Here is a 21,600-nt window from a genome sequence, read left to right as displayed (position 1 = left end):
GATAAGACTAACCATTAATAATTCACTATCATAATTATCAGAAATTAAGATTTTGATTTATTAATTATTTAGGGAGAACGATTATGAGTACTGCTAAATTAGTCAAATCCACACCTTCAACCCTGCTTTATACCCGTAATAATCTTGATGACAGTGTTAAACTGCACACTATCGAATTACTTCAGCAGATGGTGACTCAGTTTATCGACCTGTCTCTCATCACAAAACAAGCTCACTGGAATATGCGTGGCAGAAACTTTATTTCTGTACATGAAATGGTTGATGGCTTTCGCGATACCATTAATGAGCATACCGATACTTTCGCAGAGCGTATTGTACAGTTAGGCGGTGTCGTACTTGGTACAGCACAAACTGTCAGTAAAAAGACACCACTGAAAGCTTATCCATTAGACATTCATGATGTGCAAGAGCACTTAACAGCATTGGCTGATCGTTATACGATTGTTGCTAACGATATTCGTAAAGCCATTGATGAAGTTGAAGATGAGGACACCGCAGATATGTTTACCGCTGCCTCACGTGACCTTGATAAATTCTTATGGTTCCTTGAAGCGAATATTGAAAATTAATAAACCTGTAAGAAAATCATTATTATTACCTGAAAAGACTGTCATTAAAGGCAGTCTTTTTATTTATTCTCTTTAGGAATTTCTGGCTGATAAATTGGAAATACCGGAAGCGCCGTTAATAAACGAGAACCATAATTTTTGGTTAATAAGCGTCTATCATAAATAATAATCTCACCATGGCAATGGTGACTTCTAATCAACCTTCCTACTTGCTGAATAAGATTAAACGATGCACTAGGTAAGCTTTGCACTTCAAAAGGGTAACGTTTCAGCGATTTTAGCCACTCCCCTTCGGTTACAATAACCGGGTCGGTGACTGGTGGAAACGCTATTTTATGAATATGCACCTGTGTTAAATAATCGCCTTTTAAATCTAATCCTTCGGCAAAAGATTGCAGTCCAATTAATACGCTATTGTCACCATCATCAATACGCTTACAGTGTGTTTCAACTAATCGATAACGAGGTTGATCGCCTTGCACTAATAAGCACAAACGTAAGTCTTTAACTTCTTCTAAAAATCCTTCCATCGCACGTTGGCTACTAAAAAGCACTAGTTGCCCACGGTGGTTATTTTCTTCCATTCCTTGGCGAAAATACCGTGCCATCTCTTTTAAATGTTCAGTTTCATTATGAATAGTTGGCTCATAACTCATTTTAGGAATAATGAGTTTTCCCTGTTTTTCATGAGTAAATGGCGATGATAAGGTTATAAAACGATCATCAAACTGTTCACTTAACCCAGTTAATTCTTGAATGCGTGAAAAACTATTTAAAGAGCGCAACGTTGCCGATGTCACCACAACATGCGGAATATTGCGCCACAATAACTGAATAAGCTGCTCACTAACACGAATACCCGCACAATGAAAATAGAGATGAGACTGTTTTTTGTCATAACGGCGCGTTAGCCATTTTGATACTGGTGCTTGAGAAGTTTGCTCTAATGTCGCTAAACGCCACAGCTTTGACATATTTTCTAAATAACCCACCATTCTACTGGTGGTTAAAATAGCCCGGTGTAAACGCACCACATCTTCTTTAGCTGTACGCTCTGTTAAATCGCTAAGGATAGCTTCACCTAATATTTTCAAGCCATCTGTTAGTTTAAATAATGACTGGCAACATAATAATAGTTGCTCAGGCAATTCCCCCAAAGGAAAAATATATTCATCTTTTTCACTACGCTCTGGTAGTAAAGCACGAGTAAAAGTATCTACTTCTTGATACGTTTCACGTAATTTTGCGATATGGGCATCAAAGCGAATAGGATCTGCTAATTTTGGGGGTTTTACAGGAACAAACTGTGCTAAATATTGGCTGACATGTCGGGTAATATTATCGAGCTGGCTATTTAACGATAACAGTGTAATTTCGCCTTCCACTTCAAGCGCATCCCTTGCAACATCAGGAATATGATGTCCTTCATCAAGTACCAAGAGTAAGTTTTTAGCATCAGGTAAAACGGATTCACTCTCCATTGCCGCCATAACTAATGAGTGATTGGTAATGACCACGTCAACTTCATCAATTTCACGGCGAGCAATAAAAAAGGGGCAGCGATGATAATATTGGCAATTGCGACCTAAGCAGTTCATTTTATCGGTGCTAATTTTGCGCCATAAGCTGTCTGTTAATGCGCGTTTATGGTGATCTCGTAAACCATCCCAGCCAAAACTGGTGAAATCATTTTTTAACTCTTGGCAAATTTCTCGTTCTGCGCTGGTTGCAATATCGACTTTATCTTCAAGCAGGAACATTAAGTCGATTTGCTCACCTTCTGTAGCACAAATTGCCGCTAAATTACGGGGACATAAATAACGACCACGACCAAATGCCCCCGTAAACGTGAGATCAGGAATAATTTTCTTCAATAATGGCAGATCTTTACTATAAATTTGATCTTGCAGTGCCACATTTGCCGTACTAATAATCAGCGGTTTTTTCTCATCGCGGCTAATCGCAATTCCCGGAATAAGATAAGAGAGTGTTTTACCTACCCCCGTTGGTGCTTCTATCACCAAATGGCGTCCTGCATCATCTGAAAAAGTCTTAGCAACCTCAGCAATCATTTGGCGCTGTGGTGCACGAGGAATAAACCCGTCAATATGTTCTGGCAAGGCTTTATACCACTGACTTATTTGATTTTTCACGGACTGAGAAAGGGACATAACCACTCTATCGCTGATTAAAAAAGAGCGTCATTGTCTCATAACACTGTATAAAAATCAGTAGTTACCTTCTCTTCGTCTCATTTTTCATCGAATTATGGGTAACACTACGAAATTATTGAGCTTAGTTATAGATTATTAATTCAACTCTTTCTAGTATGAGTAACGCTTTACGTAATACTTAAAATAGCTTGATAAAAATAGATTGTTTCATTTGCAAAGCACACAACACCAACCCTTTTGAAGAGATAATAAAAATGACTTCTGCAAAGCGCCCTATCTTTAACTTAGAGCTCGATTTACTGAGAACATTTGTTGCCGTTGTTGATGGCAATACATTTGCAGCGGCGGCTGAATCTGTTTGCCGTACCCAGTCTGCGGTTAGCCAGCAAATGCAGCGTCTTGAATCCCTGATAGGAAAAGAGCTCTTTGCACGTCAAGGTCGCAATAAAACCCTCACTGAAGCAGGAATACAGTTACTTAACTATGCAAGACGTATTTTGCGACTTAACGATGAAGCTTGCCTTTCGCTCATGCATGAAGAGATAGATGGCATTTTAAAAATAGGTTCTCCTGACGACACCGCAAACACTATTTTACCTGATTTATTAGCTCGATTTTCTGGCGCTTATCCTCGTCTTATTATGGAAATTATTGTTAAACGTAGCCCGTTTCTTATGTCGATGTTAGAAAATAACGAGCTTGATTTGGTGATTTCCACAGAAGCACATGTGGGTTATCCGAAAATTGTTTTACGTGTTTCACCTTCATTATGGTATTGCGGAAAACACTTTAGATTTGATCTCGATGAACCGTTGCCATTAGTCGTTTTAGATGAACCAAGTACTTATCGCGATATGATGATTAATCATCTTGATCAACAAGGTATTCGTTGGCGCATTGCTTATATTGCCACTACGCTCTCAGGCGCTCGCGCTGCTGTTCGTGCAGGTTTAGGTATTATGGCGCGTTCAATAGAGCTTTCAGGGGATGATTTGCGTATTCTTGGCGAAAAAGAGGGATTACCTGCACTTCCTGCTATTCATTATAATCTTTATTTAAATTCCAATAGCCCTGCGAAAGCCGCCCAAATATTGTTTGATTCGTTAAAAAACGAACAAAATGAAGTTATTAATCATGCTGATATTACACATCAACACGATTAAACAAATAGATATTTTCCTCTTAAAAAATAAATAATTGCGGTAAATAACACACTAAAAAAATGAAATAGGACACCGATTATGACTCACTTTCATGGTATTTTTCCTTATCTTGTCTCCCCGATTGATCAAAACAGAGGAACGGTTCTTGAAACCTCACTACGCCGTCTTATTGAGCACCTTATCGAGTGTGGTGTTCATGGTTTAAGCCCACTAGGCAGTACTGGCGAGTATGCCTATCTTTCACAAGATCAGCGTAATGAAGTGGTGCGTATTACCGTTGATCAAGTGGCAGGACGTGTTCCTGTTATTGCTGGAGTTGCTGGCTTTTCAACTGCCGATGCCTGTTATCAAGCAGAGCAATACGCCAAACTTGGTGTAGATGGCATGGTGCTGATTTCGCAAAAAATGTATCCATTAAGCGAAAGCGCACAAGCAGGTTATTTCCGCACTATTGCGGAAACGTTCCCTGAGAAATCAATGACAATTTATACTAATCCCGGATTATTAGGTGATGTGCTGCCAATATCACTATTCAATGAACTGAGCTATGTTCCTAATATTGAATATATTAAAGATGCCTCCAGTAATACTGGCAGATTATTAACCATGATAAACACCTTTGGTGAACGCGTTAAAATCTTTAGTGCATCAGCGCATATTCCATTGTTAGTGTTAAAACTAGGTGGCGTAGGTTGGATGGCGGGTCCTGCTTGTGTGTTACCAAAACAGTGTGTAGAACTGTATGAACTGGCAACTAAAGGTGATTTTGATACTGCATTAGCGAAGCAAAAAGAGATGTGGCAAATCAATGAAGCCTTTACTAAATATTCATTAGCATCTTGTATTAAAGCCTCACTAAATATTCAAGGATTTGACGTTGGCGACCCTATTTTACCGCAAGAACCTTTAAACGAATCAGCTTTAGCTGATTTACGCCAAATTATTGCGAGTCTAGAATAACGCCTGTTTTGTAAAGTGTCTTACTCTGTTGTCGCAATGGGAGGCGTCGTATGTCCGTTTCAGTGAAAGAAATCATGGAAATATTACCTCATCGTTATCCTTTTTTACTTATCGATAGCGTAATTTCTGAACCATTAGAATTAGCTGAGGGAAAATTAACTGCGCTTAAAAATATCACCACTAATGATATTGTTGTTTATGGTGAGTTTTATCCTCCTTTATTACTTCTTGAAAGTATGGCTCAAGCGGCGGGCGTTCTCGCGCATTATTACCTTTCGCCGATGACAACAGGACAGCAATGTTATTTTGCTAGCATTAAGAATGCGCGTTTTTATGATGTGGTAAAAGCAGGGGATCAACTCCACTTTGATATTCAATTTCGCCGCCAACGTCGAACCATTGTCAGTTTTTCAGGTATAGCGCGTATCGGAGATAACATTATATGTACATCCGAATTTATGTGTGCAAGGCAATAAACAAAGGATTGGTTAAATTGAACCAATCCTTTTAAAAATAATAGTGTTAACCCTGAGATCACTTAAACAAGCAATAACTGTGTGATTTCTGAAATAGTGACCTTTTCAAACGCTAATACTTTCTCAACCAATTTTACCGCTTGCTGCGTTTCTATGGTCAAAGAGGCATTATCATAAAATTTGTGAACAACATCAGCATCGGTCATTGGATTTTTTGGATTACCGTACTGAATATCCAAGCGCTCTGTCATCTGTTTACCATTGTTCAATGTGACAAAAATTAATCCCGGAAAATAAGTAGGAAATGGAATTTCACCTTTTTCAGGATAACGATAGCTCACTTTTTTTGCCAAAGTTTGAATATCTTCACGCTGCAAATTTTCAGGCAATAGCGAGGATAACGTAAGTTCATCATCTAGAAATCCAGCGGCAAATAACCAAGGTAAACTAAATTTTGCACCATAAGCGGTTGTGGGTGCCCATTTTGTTTCTGGTGGCTCACAAATCAATGCCGCAGCGACAGGATCAACAACACACTCCACACTTTTTATATCATCAGCACTAATACCCTGCTTTAATAAACTACGACCACAATCAACCGTTGCATGGGCAAAATGGCAAACCGGATACGGTTTAATCGAAACATTTAAAAATTCCCACACGTCCCCTAATCCCAACGCCACTTGTTCTGGTTGTGCTTGCGCTTTTATGCCATGAGTATGATAAAGGCTATATCGACCTTCAAATATGGTTTCAGGTCCTGTCATTCCACCTTTTGCAAGCGAGGCTGCAATAATACCTGATTGTGCCGCCCATCCTGCATGAAAGCACTTTGAAGAGGAACTATTGGTTAAATATTCAGCAACACCCCCTGCTTGACTTCCTGTTAACCCTAATGCATTGGTTGTCTGGTCGGCAGTTAGTTTTAATAAAGAAGCAGCACAAGCAGTAGCACCAAAAATTCCGGCTATTGCTGTGGCATGAAAACCGCGTTGATGAAATCCACTATGGCTTGCTAAGCCCACTCTTGCTGCGACTTCCCATCCAACAATCCACGCTGTTAAAATTTCTTCTGTCGATGCACCAATTGATTCACCTAAGGCAAAAGCGGTGGGGGTTAAAACAGCACTACCATGAGCAATAGAATCAGTATGTGTATCATCAAAATCTAACGCATGAGCAGCAATGCCATTAGCTAAAGCGGCAATCGTAGTGCTCGCTGTTAATGCGCTTCCCCAAATGGGAATATCGCCTTGGCTATCCGGTAAAAAAGCAATACCTTGTCGCCCCTGTATTGCACTTTGTTGCACACTTCCCGCTAAAGCAACACCTAAAGTATCTAACAAATGAATTTTTGCTCTGCTAATAACTTGAGCGGGTAAATCAGAAAAAGTCGTTGTGGTAATAAACTGGCTTAAATGCTGACTCAATGTCATAAACACCTCGAAATCGATTAAGAAAAAGCCAGCATTTCACCGGCTTTTAGATAATAAGAAGGTTAAGTTCTATAAAGTCACTTAATCATTTAACCAACCAGACGCTTTAGTTTGCTCAATAACACGGCTCACTTGTTCTGGTGCATTACCAACATAAGTGGTTGGATCTAACAGTGCATCAAGCTCTTCTTGTGTAATGTGATCACGAATACGTGTATCGCGATTAATGGCTTCAACAAATGTAATTCCCTCTTCTTGCCCTGACATAGACGCTTCATACACAATTTCATGCGCTGTTTGTTTGCCCGCTTTATCCGATAGAGCAAACATTACCCGTTCAGCCAGCATAAACCCGCCTAAAATATCCATATTGGAACGCATTTTATCAACATGAACATTTAATCCACCTAATACTGTTTTCATATTATCGAAAATAACAGATAACATCAGGCACATTTCTGGCATGATTTTCCATTCCATTTTCCAAATGGCACCATCACGCTCATGTTGATGTTTCATCATATCGGTTAGCACAGATAAATTGGCTTTTAAGGTATTACTGACACAAGCGGCATTTTCAACAATAGCCGGATTGCGTTTATGTGGCATCGTTGAAGATCCCACTTGTCCTTTACTAAATGCCTCTGAAAGTTCATCGACTTCATTATGAGCTAATAACAATATTTCATTAGCAATTTTACCTAAAGTACCACTAATTAATCCCATTACCATGCCATATTCACTAAATCTATCACGTGCTGGTTGCCATGATATTTCTGGTACACCTAAACCTAAACGTTTTAAAACGCGCGCTTCGAGCTCATCCGCTTTGTCACTTAAAGAGGCTTTTGTACCCACTGCACCGACAACACTTCCCACAAATAAACGAGGTTCAACTTCTTTAAGACGCTGATAATGACGCGCGAGCTCTGTTAACCAAATAGCGGTTTTATGACCAAACGTAATCGGTAGTGCTTGCAACGCTAAAGTCCGCCCAACCATAGGTGTATTACGATGTGTTTCACTCAGTGATAATAAAGAACGCCCTAAAATTTTGATATCACGTAGAAAAGTTTGGTGTGCATCTTTAAGTTGTAGCACTAATCCTGTGTCAATAACGTCTTGTGTGGTGGGTCCAAAATGAACATATTCGCCATAATGTTCAGGGCAAGCATGTTCTAATCCGCGAATTGTAGGCACTAATGGATGGCGTGTAAGACGAACTTGTTCTAATACATAATCCATATCCAGCTTTTCAAGTTTTGCGGTATCCGCAATAACCTCTGCCGCCTCTTTGGGGATCAAACCTAAATTTGCCTGTTCAATTGCTAAAGCCGCTTCATAATCAAGCCAATTTTGCATTCTTGTTTTATCTGAAAAAATAGTTCGCATCTCTTGTGTAGACCATAAATTCTTTAATAAAACCGAATCAAATACGCTAGTACCCATAATATTTTCCCCTGTGAAAATAATAATTAAAAAATCACTTTTTAAATAAAATGACTTATTGGTTTGTTATTTTATTTATGCAATAGAATTAAAGAAAAAACACTTTGATAATTTTAATCTAATTTAAAATATTTCTAATCAATTAAAAAATAGCATTAATTCAATAAGTTATGAATCATCATTTACTTATTAGTTATAACTTTTAATTCTTAAGTGTTATTTAAGATTTAATTAGAATAATTAATGCTAAAAAGTTAGAGCAAGATCATCTTTTTTAGAAAATAGATATTTTAAGAATAAATAAGTTTGTTATAAATAATAGAAACACAAAGCACAGAGAGTAATTAAACCTTTTATTTAATTACCAGGGAACTCTATTTTTATATTCGGAGATATTAATAATGAAACAGAATAAACAGACAACGCTTATACACAGTGGACGCCAAGAAATTAAAACTTCAGGTCCCATTAATCCTCCTGTAATGAGAGCTAGCACCATCGTTTTTGACTCAATTAAAAGCTGGCGTGATGTGCGTGATCGCCGTGCAACAGAGCGAGTTTTAAGCTATGGCGCTCGTGGCACAGAAACTGCCTTTGCGCTTGAAGCTTTAGTTACTGAACTCGAAGGCGGGCATCGTGCTCAGTTATTTCCTACAGGGCTTGCGGCTATCGCGGTAACGATTATGGGATATGCACGTAATGGTGGTCATGTTTTATTTGCAGATTCAGTTTATGAGCCTGTTCGTAAAATCGCCTCAGCATTTTTAGAACCTAACAATATTGCTTACAGCTTCTTTAAAACCGACGGCTCAGATTTTGAGCAAAAAATTCAACCAAATACTCAGCTCATTTTTGTCGAATCTCCGGGTTCATTACTTTATGAAATGCTGGATTTGCCAGAAATTTGTCGTATTGCTCATGAAAGAGATATTCCCGTAGGCGTTGATAATACTTGGGGATCCGCTTGGCTTTATAACCCACTAGAGTTAGGCGCTGATGTTTCTATTATTGCTGCGACAAAATATTTATGCGGTCACTCCGATGTGATGATGGGCATTATGGTTGCTAATGAAAAAGCATGGCAGAAAATTGGCGCTTTACCTGAAGCCTTGGGTCAAGCCAGCAGCCCAGATGATGCCGCATTGGTATTACGAGGAATGAGAACATTAGGTCAGCGTATTGCTGCACATGGTAAATCCGCTTTAACCATTGCCCAATGGTTAGAAACCCGCCCTGAAGTCGAAAAAGTATGGTTCCCAGAACTACCTAATCATCCTCGTCATGATTTATGGAAACGTGACTGTAAAGGTAGCAACGGTCTATTAACCATTGAATTTAAAAAACAATACACCACAAAGCAATCTGAGCAATTTATTGATGCACTTGATTTATTTGGTATTGGTGCTTCTTGGGGCGGATTTGAGAGCCTTGCATTACCCGCCAACGTTGTCGGTGCAAGAACAGCATCAGATTGGCGTGAAGGTCATGGACCTTTTGTACGTTTACATATTGGACTTGAAGCAACTGACGACCTTATTGCCGATATTACACAAGCATTTTTAGCATTAAACCAATAACAAGAATATTGCATCACAACCGGGGAATTTACTATGACAGGCTTAATCATTGCCGCGCTGGTAACAGCGCTGGTCGTTTATTTACTGGCGCGGGGTTATAAACCTCAGCCAGTCTTATTACTGGGGGGTTTGCTGCTTTTGCTCCTCACAGCATCTCTCGATCTCAATCCGTTATTACCGGAAAACAAATCAACTCAATTTAAATATTTTGATGTTTTCCAAATCTTTACCGATATTATGAGCTCTCGTTTAGCGGGGTTAGGTTTAACGTTAATGGCAATTGCGGGTTTTTCACGCTATATGGAACATGTAGGTGCGAGTCGTGCTTTATTTGCCATTTTTGAAAAACCGCTAAAAGCAATTAAATCACCCTATTTGCTATTAGTTATCTCATTTTTAGTTACCCAAATTTTGGTTATTTTTATCCCTAGCCATGCTGGTTTAGGCATGCTGTTAATGGTAACCATGTACCCTATTTTAATTCGGTCAGGTATTAGCCCACTTTCAGCATTAGCGGTTATCGGATGCTGTCAGTTTATTGACCACGGACCCGGTTCTGGTAACGTTATTATGGCGGCAAAAACCGCGGATATTGAACCTGCGGTCTATTTTGTCCAACACCAATTACCTATCACTATTCCTATTATTATTGCGGTTGCGATTACCCACTTCTTTATTCAACGTTGGTGGGATAAACGTGAAGGTTTTATTTTTGACCCAACGACTATTGATGCAGTAAAAGAAGAAGGTAGTAAAATTCCACTCTCTTATGCCCTATTACCTGTTATTCCATTAATTTTAATTATCGGGTTTAGTCCGCTATTACACCCTTATATTAAATTAGAAGTCACCACAGCGATGATTATTAGTACTGTGATTGCACTTTTATTTGAATATGTTCGCTTACGCGATGCCAAAGCAGTGATGAATAGTTTTATGTTGTTCTTTGAAGGAATGGGTAAACAGTTTGTCTTAGTGGTATCACTGATTGTATCTGGTGAATTCTTCGCCAATGGATTATTAAAAAGTGGCGCGGTAGATACACTGATTTCCTCTGCTCAAGATGCTGGTTTTGGCATTGCCGCTATGATTATCGTGATGAGTGCTATTCTTGCATTAGCCGCATTCTTAATGGGTTCTGGTAATGCTGCATTCTTCTCATTTGCCGCATTAACACCAAAAATTGCTGCATTTTTAAAAGTTGATGTCATCACCTTAATTCTACCAATGCAAATTATGACTAGCTTTGGTCGTACTGTTTCACCTATCACTGCGGCGATAGTTGCCATTGCAGGTATTGCCAACGTGTCACCGTTCCAAATTGTTAAACGAACCGCTATTCCTATGGCTGTTGCTGCACTGGTAAACTTAGCAATGACCTTTTGGTTCCTCTATTCGTAGATAAAGTCATAAATAAAGTAGTAAGTGAAGTTTAAATTGCTTTACCCCTTGCCCTTAAACTCTGTTACTCCTGAGTTTAAGGGGCTTTTTCTTATCATTGACTGTAACCTTTGATTGTAACTTTGACTGTAATTAAGGCTGTTTATGCAAATAAACAGCCTATTTATTATTCAATGGCTATCTCATTCACCACCTTTTTTTGTCTAAAACCTAAGCACTTTTATTAATGTTATTTCCTATTTATGCTGACTTAGTGCTTGTTTCAACTTCATATCTCGATATACTTTTGCGCAACATTCATCTGCAAATGAACATTATGAAAAAAATAATTATCGTTGTTATCGCACTACTTGCCTTTGGATCGATTGGTGGTGTTTTTCTTGCTGGTTTAAATATTTATACGCGTTCTACCACACCGATAGAAACCAAACAGCCCCAGCCAGAAGCTTCGCCAACACAACAATTCCCAGCGATACCAGACAGTTCACCTTCTGCTAAATAAATGAGGTTGCACCATGGAATATGATTACTTTGTTACCCCACAATGGCTATTTGAACATCAAAATGATAGCGACCTCGTGATCCTCGATGTTAGTGCACCAATGCCAACACAAACTATTAATTATCAGCAACATTATCTCGAACGCCATATTCCACAGGCTCATTTTTTTAATCTTGATGAAGTCGCAGATAAAACCACAACGTTGCCACATATGCTGCCTTCAGATGCGCTATTTTCTGAAACCCTCACCCAATTAGGTATTTCCAATACCACGACCGTTATTCTTTATGATCAGGGTAACTTATTTTCAGCACCGCGTGGCTGGTGGACATTCACCACATTAGGTTGTCAAAATGTGCGTATTTTAGCGGGTGGTTTACAAGCGTGGATTGATGCTGGCTTTAAAGTAGAGCAAGGTAATGTCGCTATTACACCAGCAACTTCTGCTTTTGTTGTTAAACGCAATGCACAACGCAAAGTAGACCAACAACAGATCTATGAGAATTTAACCACTAAACAGAGACAAGTGGTTGATGCCCGTTCTGCTGATAGATTTTATGGTCGTGCACCAGAACCTCGCCCAGGTTTACGCAGTGGACATATTCCAAAAAGTAAAAATGTACCTTGGGATCGGTTAGTTGAACATGGCAAGTTAAAAAGCTGTAATGAGCTAAGAAAGCACTTTGAACAAGCTGGGGTAGATTTATCACAACCGATTATTGTGAGCTGTGGTTCAGGCATGACAGCGTCTATTTTATTCTTAGCATTAACCGTATTGGGTTGCCAATCTATCGCGCTTTATGATGGTTCATGGGCGCAATGGGGTGCCGATAGCGCATTGCCTTGTGAGTGTTGAGAATTAACGTATATTTCAATAAAAAGTAAACCCGCAGTTGCGGGTTTATTCTATTTATTGTGGTGCACATTTATAAGCTAGATTAACTGGCAAAAATCTTCGCTAAATATAAAACAACTATCGCACCAATCACGGCGACAATAAAGCTGCCAAAGTTGAAGCCATCAACTTTGCCTTTACCAAAAAAGCTACTGATAGCACCACCAACAACAGCACCAACAATACCCAAAATACATGTCCATATAAGACCAATATCATAAGAACCCGGCATTAAAAACTTTGCAAGAACACCGGCAATTAAACCAAAAATAATCCACGCTAATACACCCATATTTCCCCCTAAAAGAGTCATGATATAAACGTCATAAACAGATGTTTACCACTTATTAAGTGTAAGACGATATAGTGTTTTTTTCCAATAATTGACTCTAATCAATAAAAATTTTTTGATTAAGAGATTAGGACAAAAAATAGCGCAATATATTTTGCGCTAATTTCTTTTGAATTGGGCTATTTTTAGGCGTTATTTTATACAGTACATCAAACCACAAACTACAGCGCTTCTATTACTAGCGCAATTTCAGGCGATGTCTTTAATGTGCGTACTTGGGTAAATAATGCATCCGCTTCTTGATACTCTTTACGCAAATAACCTAACCACTGTTTAATACGTGCTGCATGGTAAATAGTTGTATCACCGCGTTTTTCTAACCGAATATATCGCTTTAATAGCTGTTCTACTTCTTTCCATGGCATTCTTGTTTCAGTGCCTTTTACAACACGGCTTAAATTAGGGGTATTCATCGCACCTCGCCCAATCATTACCGCATCACAACCTGTTGTAGATAAACAGGCTAATGCACTTTCACGATCCCAAATTTCACCATTAGCAATAACAGGAATTGGTAGCCTTTGACGAATATCACCAATAGCTTGCCAATCTATTTTATCGGCGCGATAACCATCTTCTTTGGTTCTACCATGAATAGTGATTTCTGTTGCACCACCTTGTACCACCGCATCTGCAATTTCATAGCTAGATTCTGATGAGTCCCATCCTAATCTAACTTTAACTGAAACGGGCAATTCTGAAGGTACCGCACTGCGTATCGCTTTTGTTGCCTGATAAATTAACTCTGGCTGCTTTAATAATGAAGCGCCACCGCCACTGCCATTGACTGTTTTTGATGGGCAACCACAATTAAGATCAATTCCCCAAGAACCTAAAGAGGTTGCTCTAAATGCATTTTCAGCAAGCCATTGAGGGCTTTGACCCAATAATTGAACACGAACTAAAGTACCGCTAGCAGTGCGGCTTTGGTTATGTAATTCAGGACATAAACGATAAAATGCTTTAGATGGAAGCAATGAATTGACGACCCGAACAAATTCAGTAATGCAGAGGTCATAATCATTAACAGAGGTCAGTAAATCCCTAACAAGGGGGTCTAAAACCCCCTCCATTGGCGCTAATAATACTCGCACTTTTTAGCCTCAGAACTCTTTTCTAGCTTTTGACCAAGGGCTTTGATTATCACTACCTTCATCACTTTTACGTGAACGGCGAGGCCCTAATTTACCTGTACGAGAGCCATCTTTATTACGGTAGTTTTCTTTGCCTTTATTGCGTCCAGCTTCTTTACCTTCGCTATCACCCTCTTTACGAGAATTGCTGCGATTATCTTTATCTCGAATATCAGCTCGACCATGCCCACCGCCACCACTTCTACGTGGTGTATTGTTTTTAGGCTTTTTATGTAAAGGCGCGGCTTTAATAGAAGGATCTGGATCATAACCTTCTAGCGCTAAACGAGGGATCTCACGTTTTAATAAACGCTCGATATCTGCTAATAACCCATGTTCATCGACACAAACCAAAGAGATTGCTTTACCTGTTGCAGCAGCACGTCCTGTACGACCGATGCGGTGAACATAATCTTCAGCAACTTGTGGTAACTCAAAATTCACTACATAAGGTAGTTGATCGATATCTAATCCACGAGCAGCAATATCGGTTGCCACTAATGCTTTTAGTTTGCCATCTTTAAAATCAGCTAATGCACGCGTTCTCGCACCTTGGCTTTTGTTTCCGTGGATAGCCGCAGATTTAATACCATCTAAATTTAGCTGTTCTGCCAGTTTATTTGCACCATGTTTGGTACGCGTAAAAATCAGTACCTGTGACCAATCTTCTTTACCAATAAGGTGAGATAACAGTTCAGCTTTACGTTTTTTATCAACCAAATGAACATGTTGTTCAACGGATTCTGCGGCTGAGTTTCTTGGTGCAACAGAAATACTAATTGGATCATTGAGTAATGTATTTGCAAGCCCAGTGATATCTTTAGAAAACGTCGCTGAAAAGAGTAAATTCTGGCGTTTTTTAGGTAATTTATTAATTACTCGACGGATATCGTGAATAAAGCCCATATCTAGCATACGGTCAGCTTCATCTAATACCAGCATTTCAACACGAGAAAGATCAACGGCATTTTGATGTTCAAGATCGAGTAAACGCCCCGGTGTTGCGATTAACACATCAACACCACCACGTAGTTTCATCATTTGTGGGTTAATGCTAACGCCCCCAAAGACGACTAAAGAACGAATAGGTAGATAGCGGCTATAGGCTTTTACATTCTCTGCAATTTGTGCAGCCAATTCACGTGTTGGCGTTAAAATCAATGCTTTAACTGGCTGACGGCCTTTGGTTTTATCGGCAGATTTAGACAGTTTTTCTAGTATTGGGAGTGTAAACGCTGCCGTTTTACCTGTACCTGTCTGCGCACTTGCTAATACGTCCTTACCCGCCAGAATCGGCTCTATCGCCTGCTGTTGAATAGGGGTTGGGGTTTTATACCCTTGCTCATCAATAGCGCGGAGCAGCGCCTCACTTAAGCCAAGCGATGTAAAATCGGTCAAAACAGTAGTCTCCTACAACCAGAACGTATAACACGGTGATTGAAATTAAAAATGACGGGCTTTCACAATAGGTGAAAGAGAATGAACCTTGTCAGGTTAACCTAATAACACCCATTTTAACAGTTTTTGCTATCTTCCGAATATAAAAATAATTTTTAAGAATAAATCATTATTTTTTATTATATGCCATCTTTATTCGACTATTTGTAACAAATCTTTCCTTTTACTCAATATCATCGAATATAATGCAGTTTGTTATCGCTGTTTTAATATCATGACTTTGTTACATTTTACTTAAGTAAGGTACCTTCTACTATGTCAGACACTCATCAGAAGAAGACTCGGGGTGAACTCGCAAAACAGCAATTATTAGAAGCTGCATGCGAAATTTTTGGTAAAAATGGCCCCGATGGCGCAACCACACGCCAAATTGCACAGGCGGCACAACAAAATATTGCTGCAATTGCTTATTATTTTGGCTCAAAAGAGGGATTATACCTTGCAGTTGCACAGCATATTGCCGATTTAATTCGTCTTGATTTTGAACCTACGGTTGTTGTGCTTGATGAATTTCTTGCGAGTCCAAATCCCACAGAACATCTCTCTTTGCTGCAAGACCTAATCACCAATAGCTTTTTACAATATGCACAACTTGTGCTTGATAAAGAGAATATTCACCTAAGCCGCATTATGGCTAGAGAGCAGTTGGTGCCAACAGAGGCGTACTCATTAATCCACCAGCAAGCATTATCTCCACTTCTTACTCGTGTAAATAAGTTATTAGCGTTGTATATTGGTTTAGATGCTACGCTTCCAGCAACAATGTTGCATACTCACGCTATTTTAGGAGAAGTGTTATCATTTCGTTTAGTAAGAGAAACTATCTTACGTCAAACAGGATGGGATAGAATTGGTAAAAATGAGTATCAAGTTATCTCTAATACCTTAAAAACACATATCACCATACTGCTCAACGGATTAAGAGAGATTTACGTTAACAAATAATCACATACAAATAGAGTTATTATGAACATAAAAAAAGTCAGTGTCTTTATTATCTTAATGATTATTATCGGTATTTTCTCAGGTATCTATTATTATGAAGAGAACAAAGATCCTGAGTTAGTACTCTATGGAAATGTCGATATTCGTACAGTGAATCTTAGTTTTCGTGTTGCTGGCAAACTTGATGCCTTACACGTTGATGAAGGTGCTCATATTGAAAAAGGGCAACTATTAGGTCAATTAGATGATGCACCTTATATCAACGCACTCAATAAAGCTTATGGCGAACGCGACAGCGCTATTGCTTCTTTGGCATTAATGCAAGCGGGTTATCGCACAGAAGAGATAGCACAAGCGCAATCTGATGTGACATTAAAGCAAGCCGCTTGGCAATATGCGGATAATTTTTATAAACGCCAACAAGATTTAGCTAATCGCAAAGTGATTTCAGCCAACGATTTAGATAGTGCGAGAAATAATCGCAATCAAGCAGCTGCGGCATTAAAAGCAGCGCAAGATAAACTAAATCAATATCAAAATGGTTATCGTAAAGAAGACATTGCCTCAGCCCAAGGGTTAGTAATGCAAGCCAAAGCAGGAGTTGCACAAGCTGAACTCAATCTTCAAGATACTAAATTAATCTCACCATCTGCAGGTACAGTACTCACTCGCGCAGTAGAACCTGGTACTATTTTACCCGCAGGTAGTACTGTTTTTACCCTCTCTTTAACCAATCCTGTTTGGGTAAGAGCCTATATTAGCGAAGCACATTTAGGTGAAGCAATTCCCAATCGAGAGATCTATCTTTACACCGATAACCGTAAAGATAAGCCTTATCATGGCACTATTGGTTTTGTCTCTCCAACGGCTGAGTTCACCCCCAAAAGTGTCGAAACACCAGAGCTTAGAACCAGTCTTGTCTATCGAATAAGAGTTGTTGTTACTGATGCAGATGACGCTTTACGCCAAGGAATGCCGGTTACCTTAAAATTTGCCCCCACACATTAATGGTGGAGAGCAAAATGGAACACACTGATTACACGATTGAGCTACAAGGTGTTGAGAAACATTTTGCCGGATTAGAACATCCGGCAGTCTCTTCATTAAAGGCGACCATCACGGGTGGTTCGGTAACAGGTTTAGTTGGTCCTGATGGCGCGGGTAAAACTACCCTTATACGTATGCTTGCCGGGTTATTAAAGCCTGATGCTGGTGATATTCGTATTTTAGGCATGGATCCACAACAGCAGAGTACTGAAATCAGAGCCATTCTAGGTTATATGCCACAAAAGTTTGGTTTATATGAAGATTTAACGGTGCTAGAAAATTTAAATCTTTATGCCGATTTAAAAAATGTGATAGGCGAAGAGCGTAAAAAGGTTTATCAGCAACTATTAACATTTACTGATTTAACCCGCTTTACCTCTCGCCTTGCTGGTAATCTTTCTGGTGGTATGAAGCAAAAATTAGGGCTTGCTTGTGCGTTATTAGGCAGCCCTAAAGTCTTGTTACTTGATGAACCAGGTGTTGGTGTTGACCCTATTGCACGCCGAGAACTGTGGCAGATGGTTCATGCCTTAGCAAGCGATGGCATGTTGATATTATGGAGTACCTCTTATCTTGATGAAGCAGAGCAGTGCCAAAATATTTTATTGTTAAATAAAGGACAACTGCTTTATAGCGGAGTACCTCAAGATTTAACGGCAAAAATGGCTGGTCGCTCATTTTTGTTGAGTGTTGATGGTCACCAACGTAGAAAAGTGCTACAGCAAGCTATTATTCAACCACAAGTGACTGATGGCGTTATTCAAGGGCAATCTGTCCGTTTAATCGTTAAAAAAGAGTGTGATCAACAAGCGCTATTAAATGCGATACAGATGCCCAATGCTCAACTCATCCCCGCATCTCCCCGTTTTGAAGATGCTTTTATCGATTTATTAGGTGGTGGGCCTTCTCATAAATCTGAGTTGGCAGAAATCATGCCACAAATTCCAGCAAATCCTGATGAAACCGTGATTGAGGCACAGCAACTCACCAAAATGTTTGGTCAATTTGCGGCAACAGACCATGTTAACTTTCAAGTCAAACGTGGTGAAATTTTCGGTTTATTAGGTCCTAATGGCGCAGGTAAATCGACCACCTTTAAAATGATGTGTGGTTTATTAGTACCAACCAGTGGTAAGGCGTTGGTATTAGGTATGGATTTAAAAGTAAGTTCAGGCAAAGCGCGCCAACATTTAGGCTATATGGCGCAAAAATTTTCACTTTATAGCAATTTAAAAGTGGGTCAGAACTTAACGTTTTTTTCTGGTGTTTATGGTCTACATGGCAAACAGCAACGCGATAAAATCCATGACATGATAACTGCATTTAGTTTACAACCGATGGTAAATCAAATTACTGATGAGCTACCTTTGGGTTATAAACAGCGACTCGCTCTTGCTTGTTCGCTAATGCATGAGCCTGATATTCTATTTCTGGATGAACCCACCTCTGGCGTTGATCCATTAACGCGCCGTGAATTTTGGCTACATATTAACGGGATGGTAGATAAAGGCGTTACTGTTATGGTCACTACCCATTTTATGGATGAAGCTGAATATTGTGATCGCATCGGTTTAGTCTATCGAGGAAAAATCATTGCCGCGGGTGAACCTGACGCCTTAAAACAGATGGTTGCGACCAAAGAGAACCCAACGCCTTCAATGGAAGATGCCTTTATTGAATTAGTTCTCAATTATGATAAGCAGCTTGAAAATCAAAACGATAAAGGGAGCGAAAACCATGCATAATTCGTCTCAATCTTCATCTATACGCTTTTCGTGGCGTCGTTTATATGCACTTTGCTTAAAAGAGACGAAACAGATAACTCGAGATCCTAGCAGTGCTTTGATTGCGATAGTTATTCCACTGACATTGCTGTTTATTTTTGGCTACGGTATTAATTTAGACTCAAGCAAACTAAACCTTGGTATTTTAACAAATCAGCAAAGTCAGCCAGCACAAGAGCTGGTTACTACTTTTACTAACTCTCCTTATATCAATGCCACTATTAGTGATAATCGTCAGTTATTAATTGATAAAATGCAAGCAGGACAAATTCGCGGCATTGTCGTTATTCCTGTTGATTTTGCACAACGTTTAGCAAGACAAGACACCATAGCCCAAATTCAAGTCATTACGGATGGCAGTGAACCTAATACCGCAAATTTTGTGCAAGCTTATACTAAAGGCGTATGGCAAATCTGGTTGCAACAACAAGCAATCAGTAAAGGTATTGATACAACCCCCCTAATTGAAATTGAGCCACGTTATTGGTTTAACCCTGCCGCCATTAGCCAGCACTATATTATTCCTGGTGCGGTGACGATTATCATTACCGTTGTCGGCGCTATTTTAACTTCGTTGGTGATTGCACGTGAATGGGAACGAGGCACCATGGAAGCGCTGCTCTCAACCCAAATTACACGCACAGAGCTTTTACTTTCTAAACTTATTCCCTACCAAATACTAGGCAGTTTTGTCATGGTGCTTTGTATGGTAGTGACTGTCTTTGTGCTTGGCGTGCCTTATCGTGGATCGTTGTGGATATTAGCTGGTATTACTTCACTATTTTTGGCTACTGCATTGGGAATGGGGCTGCTTATTTCAACGCTTACACGCAACCAATTTAATGCGGCAATGATTTCTCTTAATGCGGCATTCTTACCAGCCATCATGTTATCAGGATTCGTTTTTGAAATTGATAGCATGCCATTTTTTATTCAAGTGGTGACTTATTTTATTCCGGCGCGTTATTTTGTTAGTAGTTTACAAACGCTATTTCTTGCAGGTGATATACCACTGATTTTAATGTTAGATATGTGGCTGCTAATTGTATCGGCAATCTTTTTTATTGGCTTAACGGCGTGGGCAACCCGACGTCGTTTAGATTAAAGGAGCACACTTATGTTTTATCGACTGCTCACTTTAATAATGAAAGAGCTGCAATCACTATTACAAGAGCCTCAAACTCGCGCGATTTTAATCATGCCAGTTATCTTTCAAATGGTGTTATTTCCTTTCGCTGCAACACTTGATGTTACCAATGCATCAGTCGCTATTTTCAATGAAGATAATGGAAAGCAATCCATCGAACTAACGCAAAGAATTGCTAAAGCGAGTGCGTTTTCTCAAACTATATTACTTAAAAATGAACATGAGATAAAAGAGACAATAGATAATCGTAAGGCGCTATTGTTAGTCCGGTTTCCGCAGAATTTCAGTGCTGATTTAGCAAATGGTATTCCGGTTAAATTACAACTAATCCTAGATGGACGTAACTCTAATAGCGCGCAAATTGCGGCTAATTATATTCAGCAAATTGTGCAAAATTACCAAGTTGAACTTGCGGGTAATCACCCTTCTTTGCTAAATAAGAGCGAATTAGTTGTGCGCAATTGGTACAACCCAAATCTTAATTACAAATGGTTTATCGTGCCTTCGTTAGTGGCATTAATTATTACTATTGGTGTAATGATTGTAACTTCTCTTTCTGTTGCTAGAGAGCGCGAACAAGGCACCTTAGATCAGTTATTAGTTTCACCGTTATCAACATGGCAAATCTTTATTGGTAAAGCCGTACCTGCGATGGTGGTTGCCGCTATTCAAGGTACTATCGTACTTATTATTGGTATTTTGGGTTATCAAATTCCCTTCTCAGGCTCGCTATTACTATTTTACTTTACCATGTTGATTTATGGTCTCTCGCTGGTGGGATTTGGCTTATTGATATCGGCACTAAGCTCTACACAACAGCAGGCATTTATTGGTGTTTTTGTGTTTATGATGCCAGCAGTATTATTATCAGGCTATATTTCACCAGTAGAAAATATGCCAGTGTGGTTACAAAAAGCGACATGGATAAACCCTATTCGCCACTTCACAGACATCACTAAACAAATTTACCTTAAGAATGCAGATATCACGGTTATATGGCACAGTTTATGGCCTTTAATGGTGATTGCTATAGTGACAGGCGCTATCGCATATTATCTTTTCCAAAGGAAGATTGCTTAAAATCCGTACTTTAATAAATAACTCTAATAGA

Annotated in this window: 19 protein-coding genes; 13 read left to right on the top strand and 6 right to left on the bottom strand. The window is 39.3% G+C overall.

The features are described 5' to 3' along the window. Positions 1–83 precede the first annotated feature (83 nt). Positions 84–590, top strand: coding sequence for a DNA starvation/stationary phase protection protein Dps (gene dps / locus ABN099_RS09990; protein ID WP_349463581.1), 507 nt, complete (start codon positions 84–86; stop codon positions 588–590). 59 nt (positions 591–649) lie between these two features. On the opposite strand, the gene dinG is transcribed toward dps, so the two are convergent. Then, complete coding sequence (dinG, locus tag ABN099_RS09985) at positions 650–2,761, bottom strand: ATP-dependent DNA helicase DinG (RefSeq protein ID WP_349463580.1); 2,112 nt, start codon at positions 2,759–2,761, stop codon at positions 650–652. Between the two features lie 257 nt (positions 2,762–3,018). Between dinG and ABN099_RS09980 the strand changes: the two genes are divergently transcribed. The 3 genes from ABN099_RS09980 to fabZ all read left to right on the top strand — a co-directional run bounded on the left by ABN099_RS09980 (position 3,019) and on the right by fabZ (position 5,363). Continuing rightward, positions 3,019–3,927 (top strand): LysR family transcriptional regulator, encoded by a 909-nt coding sequence (locus ABN099_RS09980; protein WP_349463578.1) that lies wholly within the window; start codon positions 3,019–3,021, stop codon positions 3,925–3,927. 78 nt (positions 3,928–4,005) lie between these two features. Continuing rightward, positions 4,006–4,887 carry a dihydrodipicolinate synthase family protein gene (locus tag ABN099_RS09975; protein ID WP_349463577.1) on the top strand — a complete coding sequence of 294 codons (882 nt, stop codon included), beginning with the start codon at positions 4,006–4,008 and terminating at the stop codon, positions 4,885–4,887. A 50-nt stretch (positions 4,888–4,937) separates the two neighbouring features. Then, positions 4,938–5,363: a 3-hydroxyacyl-ACP dehydratase FabZ gene (gene fabZ / locus ABN099_RS09970; RefSeq protein WP_349463576.1), complete on the top strand. Its 426-nt coding sequence runs from the start codon at positions 4,938–4,940 to the stop codon at positions 5,361–5,363. 62 nt (positions 5,364–5,425) lie between these two features. Here fabZ and ABN099_RS09965 read toward each other — a convergent pair whose 3' ends face one another. Both ABN099_RS09965 and purB read right to left on the bottom strand, forming a co-directional pair. After that, a complete protein-coding gene (locus tag ABN099_RS09965; RefSeq protein WP_349463575.1) occupies positions 5,426–6,799 on the bottom strand; it encodes an MmgE/PrpD family protein in 1,374 nt (457 codons plus the stop codon). Positions 6,800–6,880: 81 nt separating this feature from the next. After that, positions 6,881–8,248, bottom strand: coding sequence for an adenylosuccinate lyase (gene purB, locus ABN099_RS09960; protein WP_349463574.1), 1,368 nt, complete (start codon positions 8,246–8,248; stop codon positions 6,881–6,883). Between the two features lie 401 nt (positions 8,249–8,649). On the opposite strand from purB, the gene metC reads away from it, so the two are divergent. The 4 genes from metC to sseA all read left to right on the top strand — a co-directional run bounded on the left by metC (position 8,650) and on the right by sseA (position 12,584). Continuing rightward, the gene (metC, locus tag ABN099_RS09955) at positions 8,650–9,825 is read left to right on the top strand and encodes a cystathionine beta-lyase (RefSeq protein WP_349463573.1); all 1,176 of its coding nucleotides are present in this window, start codon (positions 8,650–8,652) and stop codon (positions 9,823–9,825) included. 33 nt (positions 9,826–9,858) lie between these two features. Beyond that, the gene (gene dcuC / locus ABN099_RS09950; protein WP_349463571.1) at positions 9,859–11,226 is read left to right on the top strand and encodes a C4-dicarboxylate transporter DcuC; all 1,368 of its coding nucleotides are present in this window, start codon (positions 9,859–9,861) and stop codon (positions 11,224–11,226) included. A 313-nt stretch (positions 11,227–11,539) separates the two neighbouring features. Continuing rightward, the gene (locus ABN099_RS09945) at positions 11,540–11,728 is read left to right on the top strand and encodes a hypothetical protein (protein ID WP_349463806.1); all 189 of its coding nucleotides are present in this window, start codon (positions 11,540–11,542) and stop codon (positions 11,726–11,728) included. Positions 11,729–11,741: 13 nt separating this feature from the next. Continuing rightward, complete coding sequence (sseA, locus tag ABN099_RS09940; RefSeq protein ID WP_349463569.1) at positions 11,742–12,584, top strand: 3-mercaptopyruvate sulfurtransferase; 843 nt, start codon at positions 11,742–11,744, stop codon at positions 12,582–12,584. An 82-nt stretch (positions 12,585–12,666) separates the two neighbouring features. On the opposite strand, the gene ABN099_RS09935 is transcribed toward sseA, so the two are convergent. The 3 genes from ABN099_RS09935 to rhlE form a co-directional block, all read right to left on the bottom strand. Next, positions 12,667–12,915, bottom strand: a complete 249-nt coding sequence (locus ABN099_RS09935) for a GlsB/YeaQ/YmgE family stress response membrane protein (RefSeq protein WP_349463568.1) — start codon at positions 12,913–12,915, stop codon at positions 12,667–12,669. 221 nt (positions 12,916–13,136) lie between these two features. Then, on the bottom strand, positions 13,137–14,069 hold the full coding sequence (gene dusC, locus ABN099_RS09930) for a tRNA dihydrouridine(16) synthase DusC (protein WP_349463566.1): 933 nt from the start codon (positions 14,067–14,069) through the stop codon (positions 13,137–13,139). Positions 14,070–14,078: 9 nt separating this feature from the next. Continuing rightward, positions 14,079–15,506 carry an ATP-dependent RNA helicase RhlE gene (gene rhlE / locus ABN099_RS09925; protein ID WP_349463565.1) on the bottom strand — a complete coding sequence of 476 codons (1,428 nt, stop codon included), beginning with the start codon at positions 15,504–15,506 and terminating at the stop codon, positions 14,079–14,081. 315 nt (positions 15,507–15,821) lie between these two features. Between rhlE and cecR the strand changes: the two genes are divergently transcribed. Genes cecR through ABN099_RS09900 form a run of 5 tightly spaced genes read left to right on the top strand, consistent with a single transcriptional unit; the run spans position 15,822 to position 21,569 of the window. Further along, a complete protein-coding gene (gene cecR / locus ABN099_RS09920) occupies positions 15,822–16,511 on the top strand; it encodes a transcriptional regulator CecR (RefSeq protein WP_349463564.1) in 690 nt (229 codons plus the stop codon). Between the two features lie 21 nt (positions 16,512–16,532). Next, the gene (gene hlyD, locus ABN099_RS09915) at positions 16,533–17,519 is read left to right on the top strand and encodes a secretion protein HlyD (RefSeq protein ID WP_349463563.1); all 987 of its coding nucleotides are present in this window, start codon (positions 16,533–16,535) and stop codon (positions 17,517–17,519) included. A 14-nt stretch (positions 17,520–17,533) separates the two neighbouring features. Further along, the gene (locus ABN099_RS09910; protein ID WP_349463562.1) at positions 17,534–19,303 is read left to right on the top strand and encodes an ATP-binding cassette domain-containing protein; all 1,770 of its coding nucleotides are present in this window, start codon (positions 17,534–17,536) and stop codon (positions 19,301–19,303) included. Next, entirely contained in the window at positions 19,296–20,447 is a 1,152-nt protein-coding gene (locus ABN099_RS09905) for an ABC transporter permease (protein WP_349463561.1), read from the top strand. Before ABN099_RS09910 ends, ABN099_RS09905 begins: the two co-directional genes overlap by 8 nt. A 12-nt stretch (positions 20,448–20,459) precedes the next feature. After that, the gene (locus ABN099_RS09900) at positions 20,460–21,569 is read left to right on the top strand and encodes an ABC transporter permease (protein ID WP_349463559.1); all 1,110 of its coding nucleotides are present in this window, start codon (positions 20,460–20,462) and stop codon (positions 21,567–21,569) included. Positions 21,570–21,600: the final 31 nt, after the last annotated feature.

It is taken from the genome of Proteus hauseri (assembly GCF_040139125.1).
GTDB classification, from domain to species: Bacteria; Pseudomonadota; Gammaproteobacteria; order Enterobacterales; family Enterobacteriaceae; genus Proteus; species Proteus hauseri_B.
Note: the sequence above shows the minus strand (reverse complement) of the source record. Positions and strands in the feature narration are given on the sequence as shown.

What these genes read in the sequence shown, in the direction of transcription:
- dps (WP_349463581.1), top strand. Translation starts at nt 84, where the DNA reads ATGAGTACTGCTAAATTAGTCAAATCCACACCTTCAACCCTGCTTTAT.
- dinG (WP_349463580.1), bottom strand. Translation starts at nt 2,761, where the DNA reads ATGTCCCTTTCTCAGTCCGTGAAAAATCAAATAAGTCAGTGGTATAAA.
- ABN099_RS09980 (WP_349463578.1), top strand. Translation starts at nt 3,019, where the DNA reads ATGACTTCTGCAAAGCGCCCTATCTTTAACTTAGAGCTCGATTTACTG.
- ABN099_RS09975 (WP_349463577.1), top strand. Translation starts at nt 4,006, where the DNA reads ATGACTCACTTTCATGGTATTTTTCCTTATCTTGTCTCCCCGATTGAT.
- fabZ (WP_349463576.1), top strand. Translation starts at nt 4,938, where the DNA reads ATGTCCGTTTCAGTGAAAGAAATCATGGAAATATTACCTCATCGTTAT.
- ABN099_RS09965 (WP_349463575.1), bottom strand. Translation starts at nt 6,799, where the DNA reads ATGACATTGAGTCAGCATTTAAGCCAGTTTATTACCACAACGACTTTT.
- purB (WP_349463574.1), bottom strand. Translation starts at nt 8,248, where the DNA reads ATGGGTACTAGCGTATTTGATTCGGTTTTATTAAAGAATTTATGGTCT.
- metC (WP_349463573.1), top strand. Translation starts at nt 8,650, where the DNA reads ATGAAACAGAATAAACAGACAACGCTTATACACAGTGGACGCCAAGAA.
- dcuC (WP_349463571.1), top strand. Translation starts at nt 9,859, where the DNA reads ATGACAGGCTTAATCATTGCCGCGCTGGTAACAGCGCTGGTCGTTTAT.
- sseA (WP_349463569.1), top strand. Translation starts at nt 11,742, where the DNA reads ATGGAATATGATTACTTTGTTACCCCACAATGGCTATTTGAACATCAA.
- ABN099_RS09935 (WP_349463568.1), bottom strand. Translation starts at nt 12,915, where the DNA reads ATGGGTGTATTAGCGTGGATTATTTTTGGTTTAATTGCCGGTGTTCTT.
- cecR (WP_349463564.1), top strand. Translation starts at nt 15,822, where the DNA reads ATGTCAGACACTCATCAGAAGAAGACTCGGGGTGAACTCGCAAAACAG.
- hlyD (WP_349463563.1), top strand. Translation starts at nt 16,533, where the DNA reads ATGAACATAAAAAAAGTCAGTGTCTTTATTATCTTAATGATTATTATC.
- ABN099_RS09910 (WP_349463562.1), top strand. Translation starts at nt 17,534, where the DNA reads ATGGAACACACTGATTACACGATTGAGCTACAAGGTGTTGAGAAACAT.
- ABN099_RS09905 (WP_349463561.1), top strand. Translation starts at nt 19,296, where the DNA reads ATGCATAATTCGTCTCAATCTTCATCTATACGCTTTTCGTGGCGTCGT.
- ABN099_RS09900 (WP_349463559.1), top strand. Translation starts at nt 20,460, where the DNA reads ATGTTTTATCGACTGCTCACTTTAATAATGAAAGAGCTGCAATCACTA.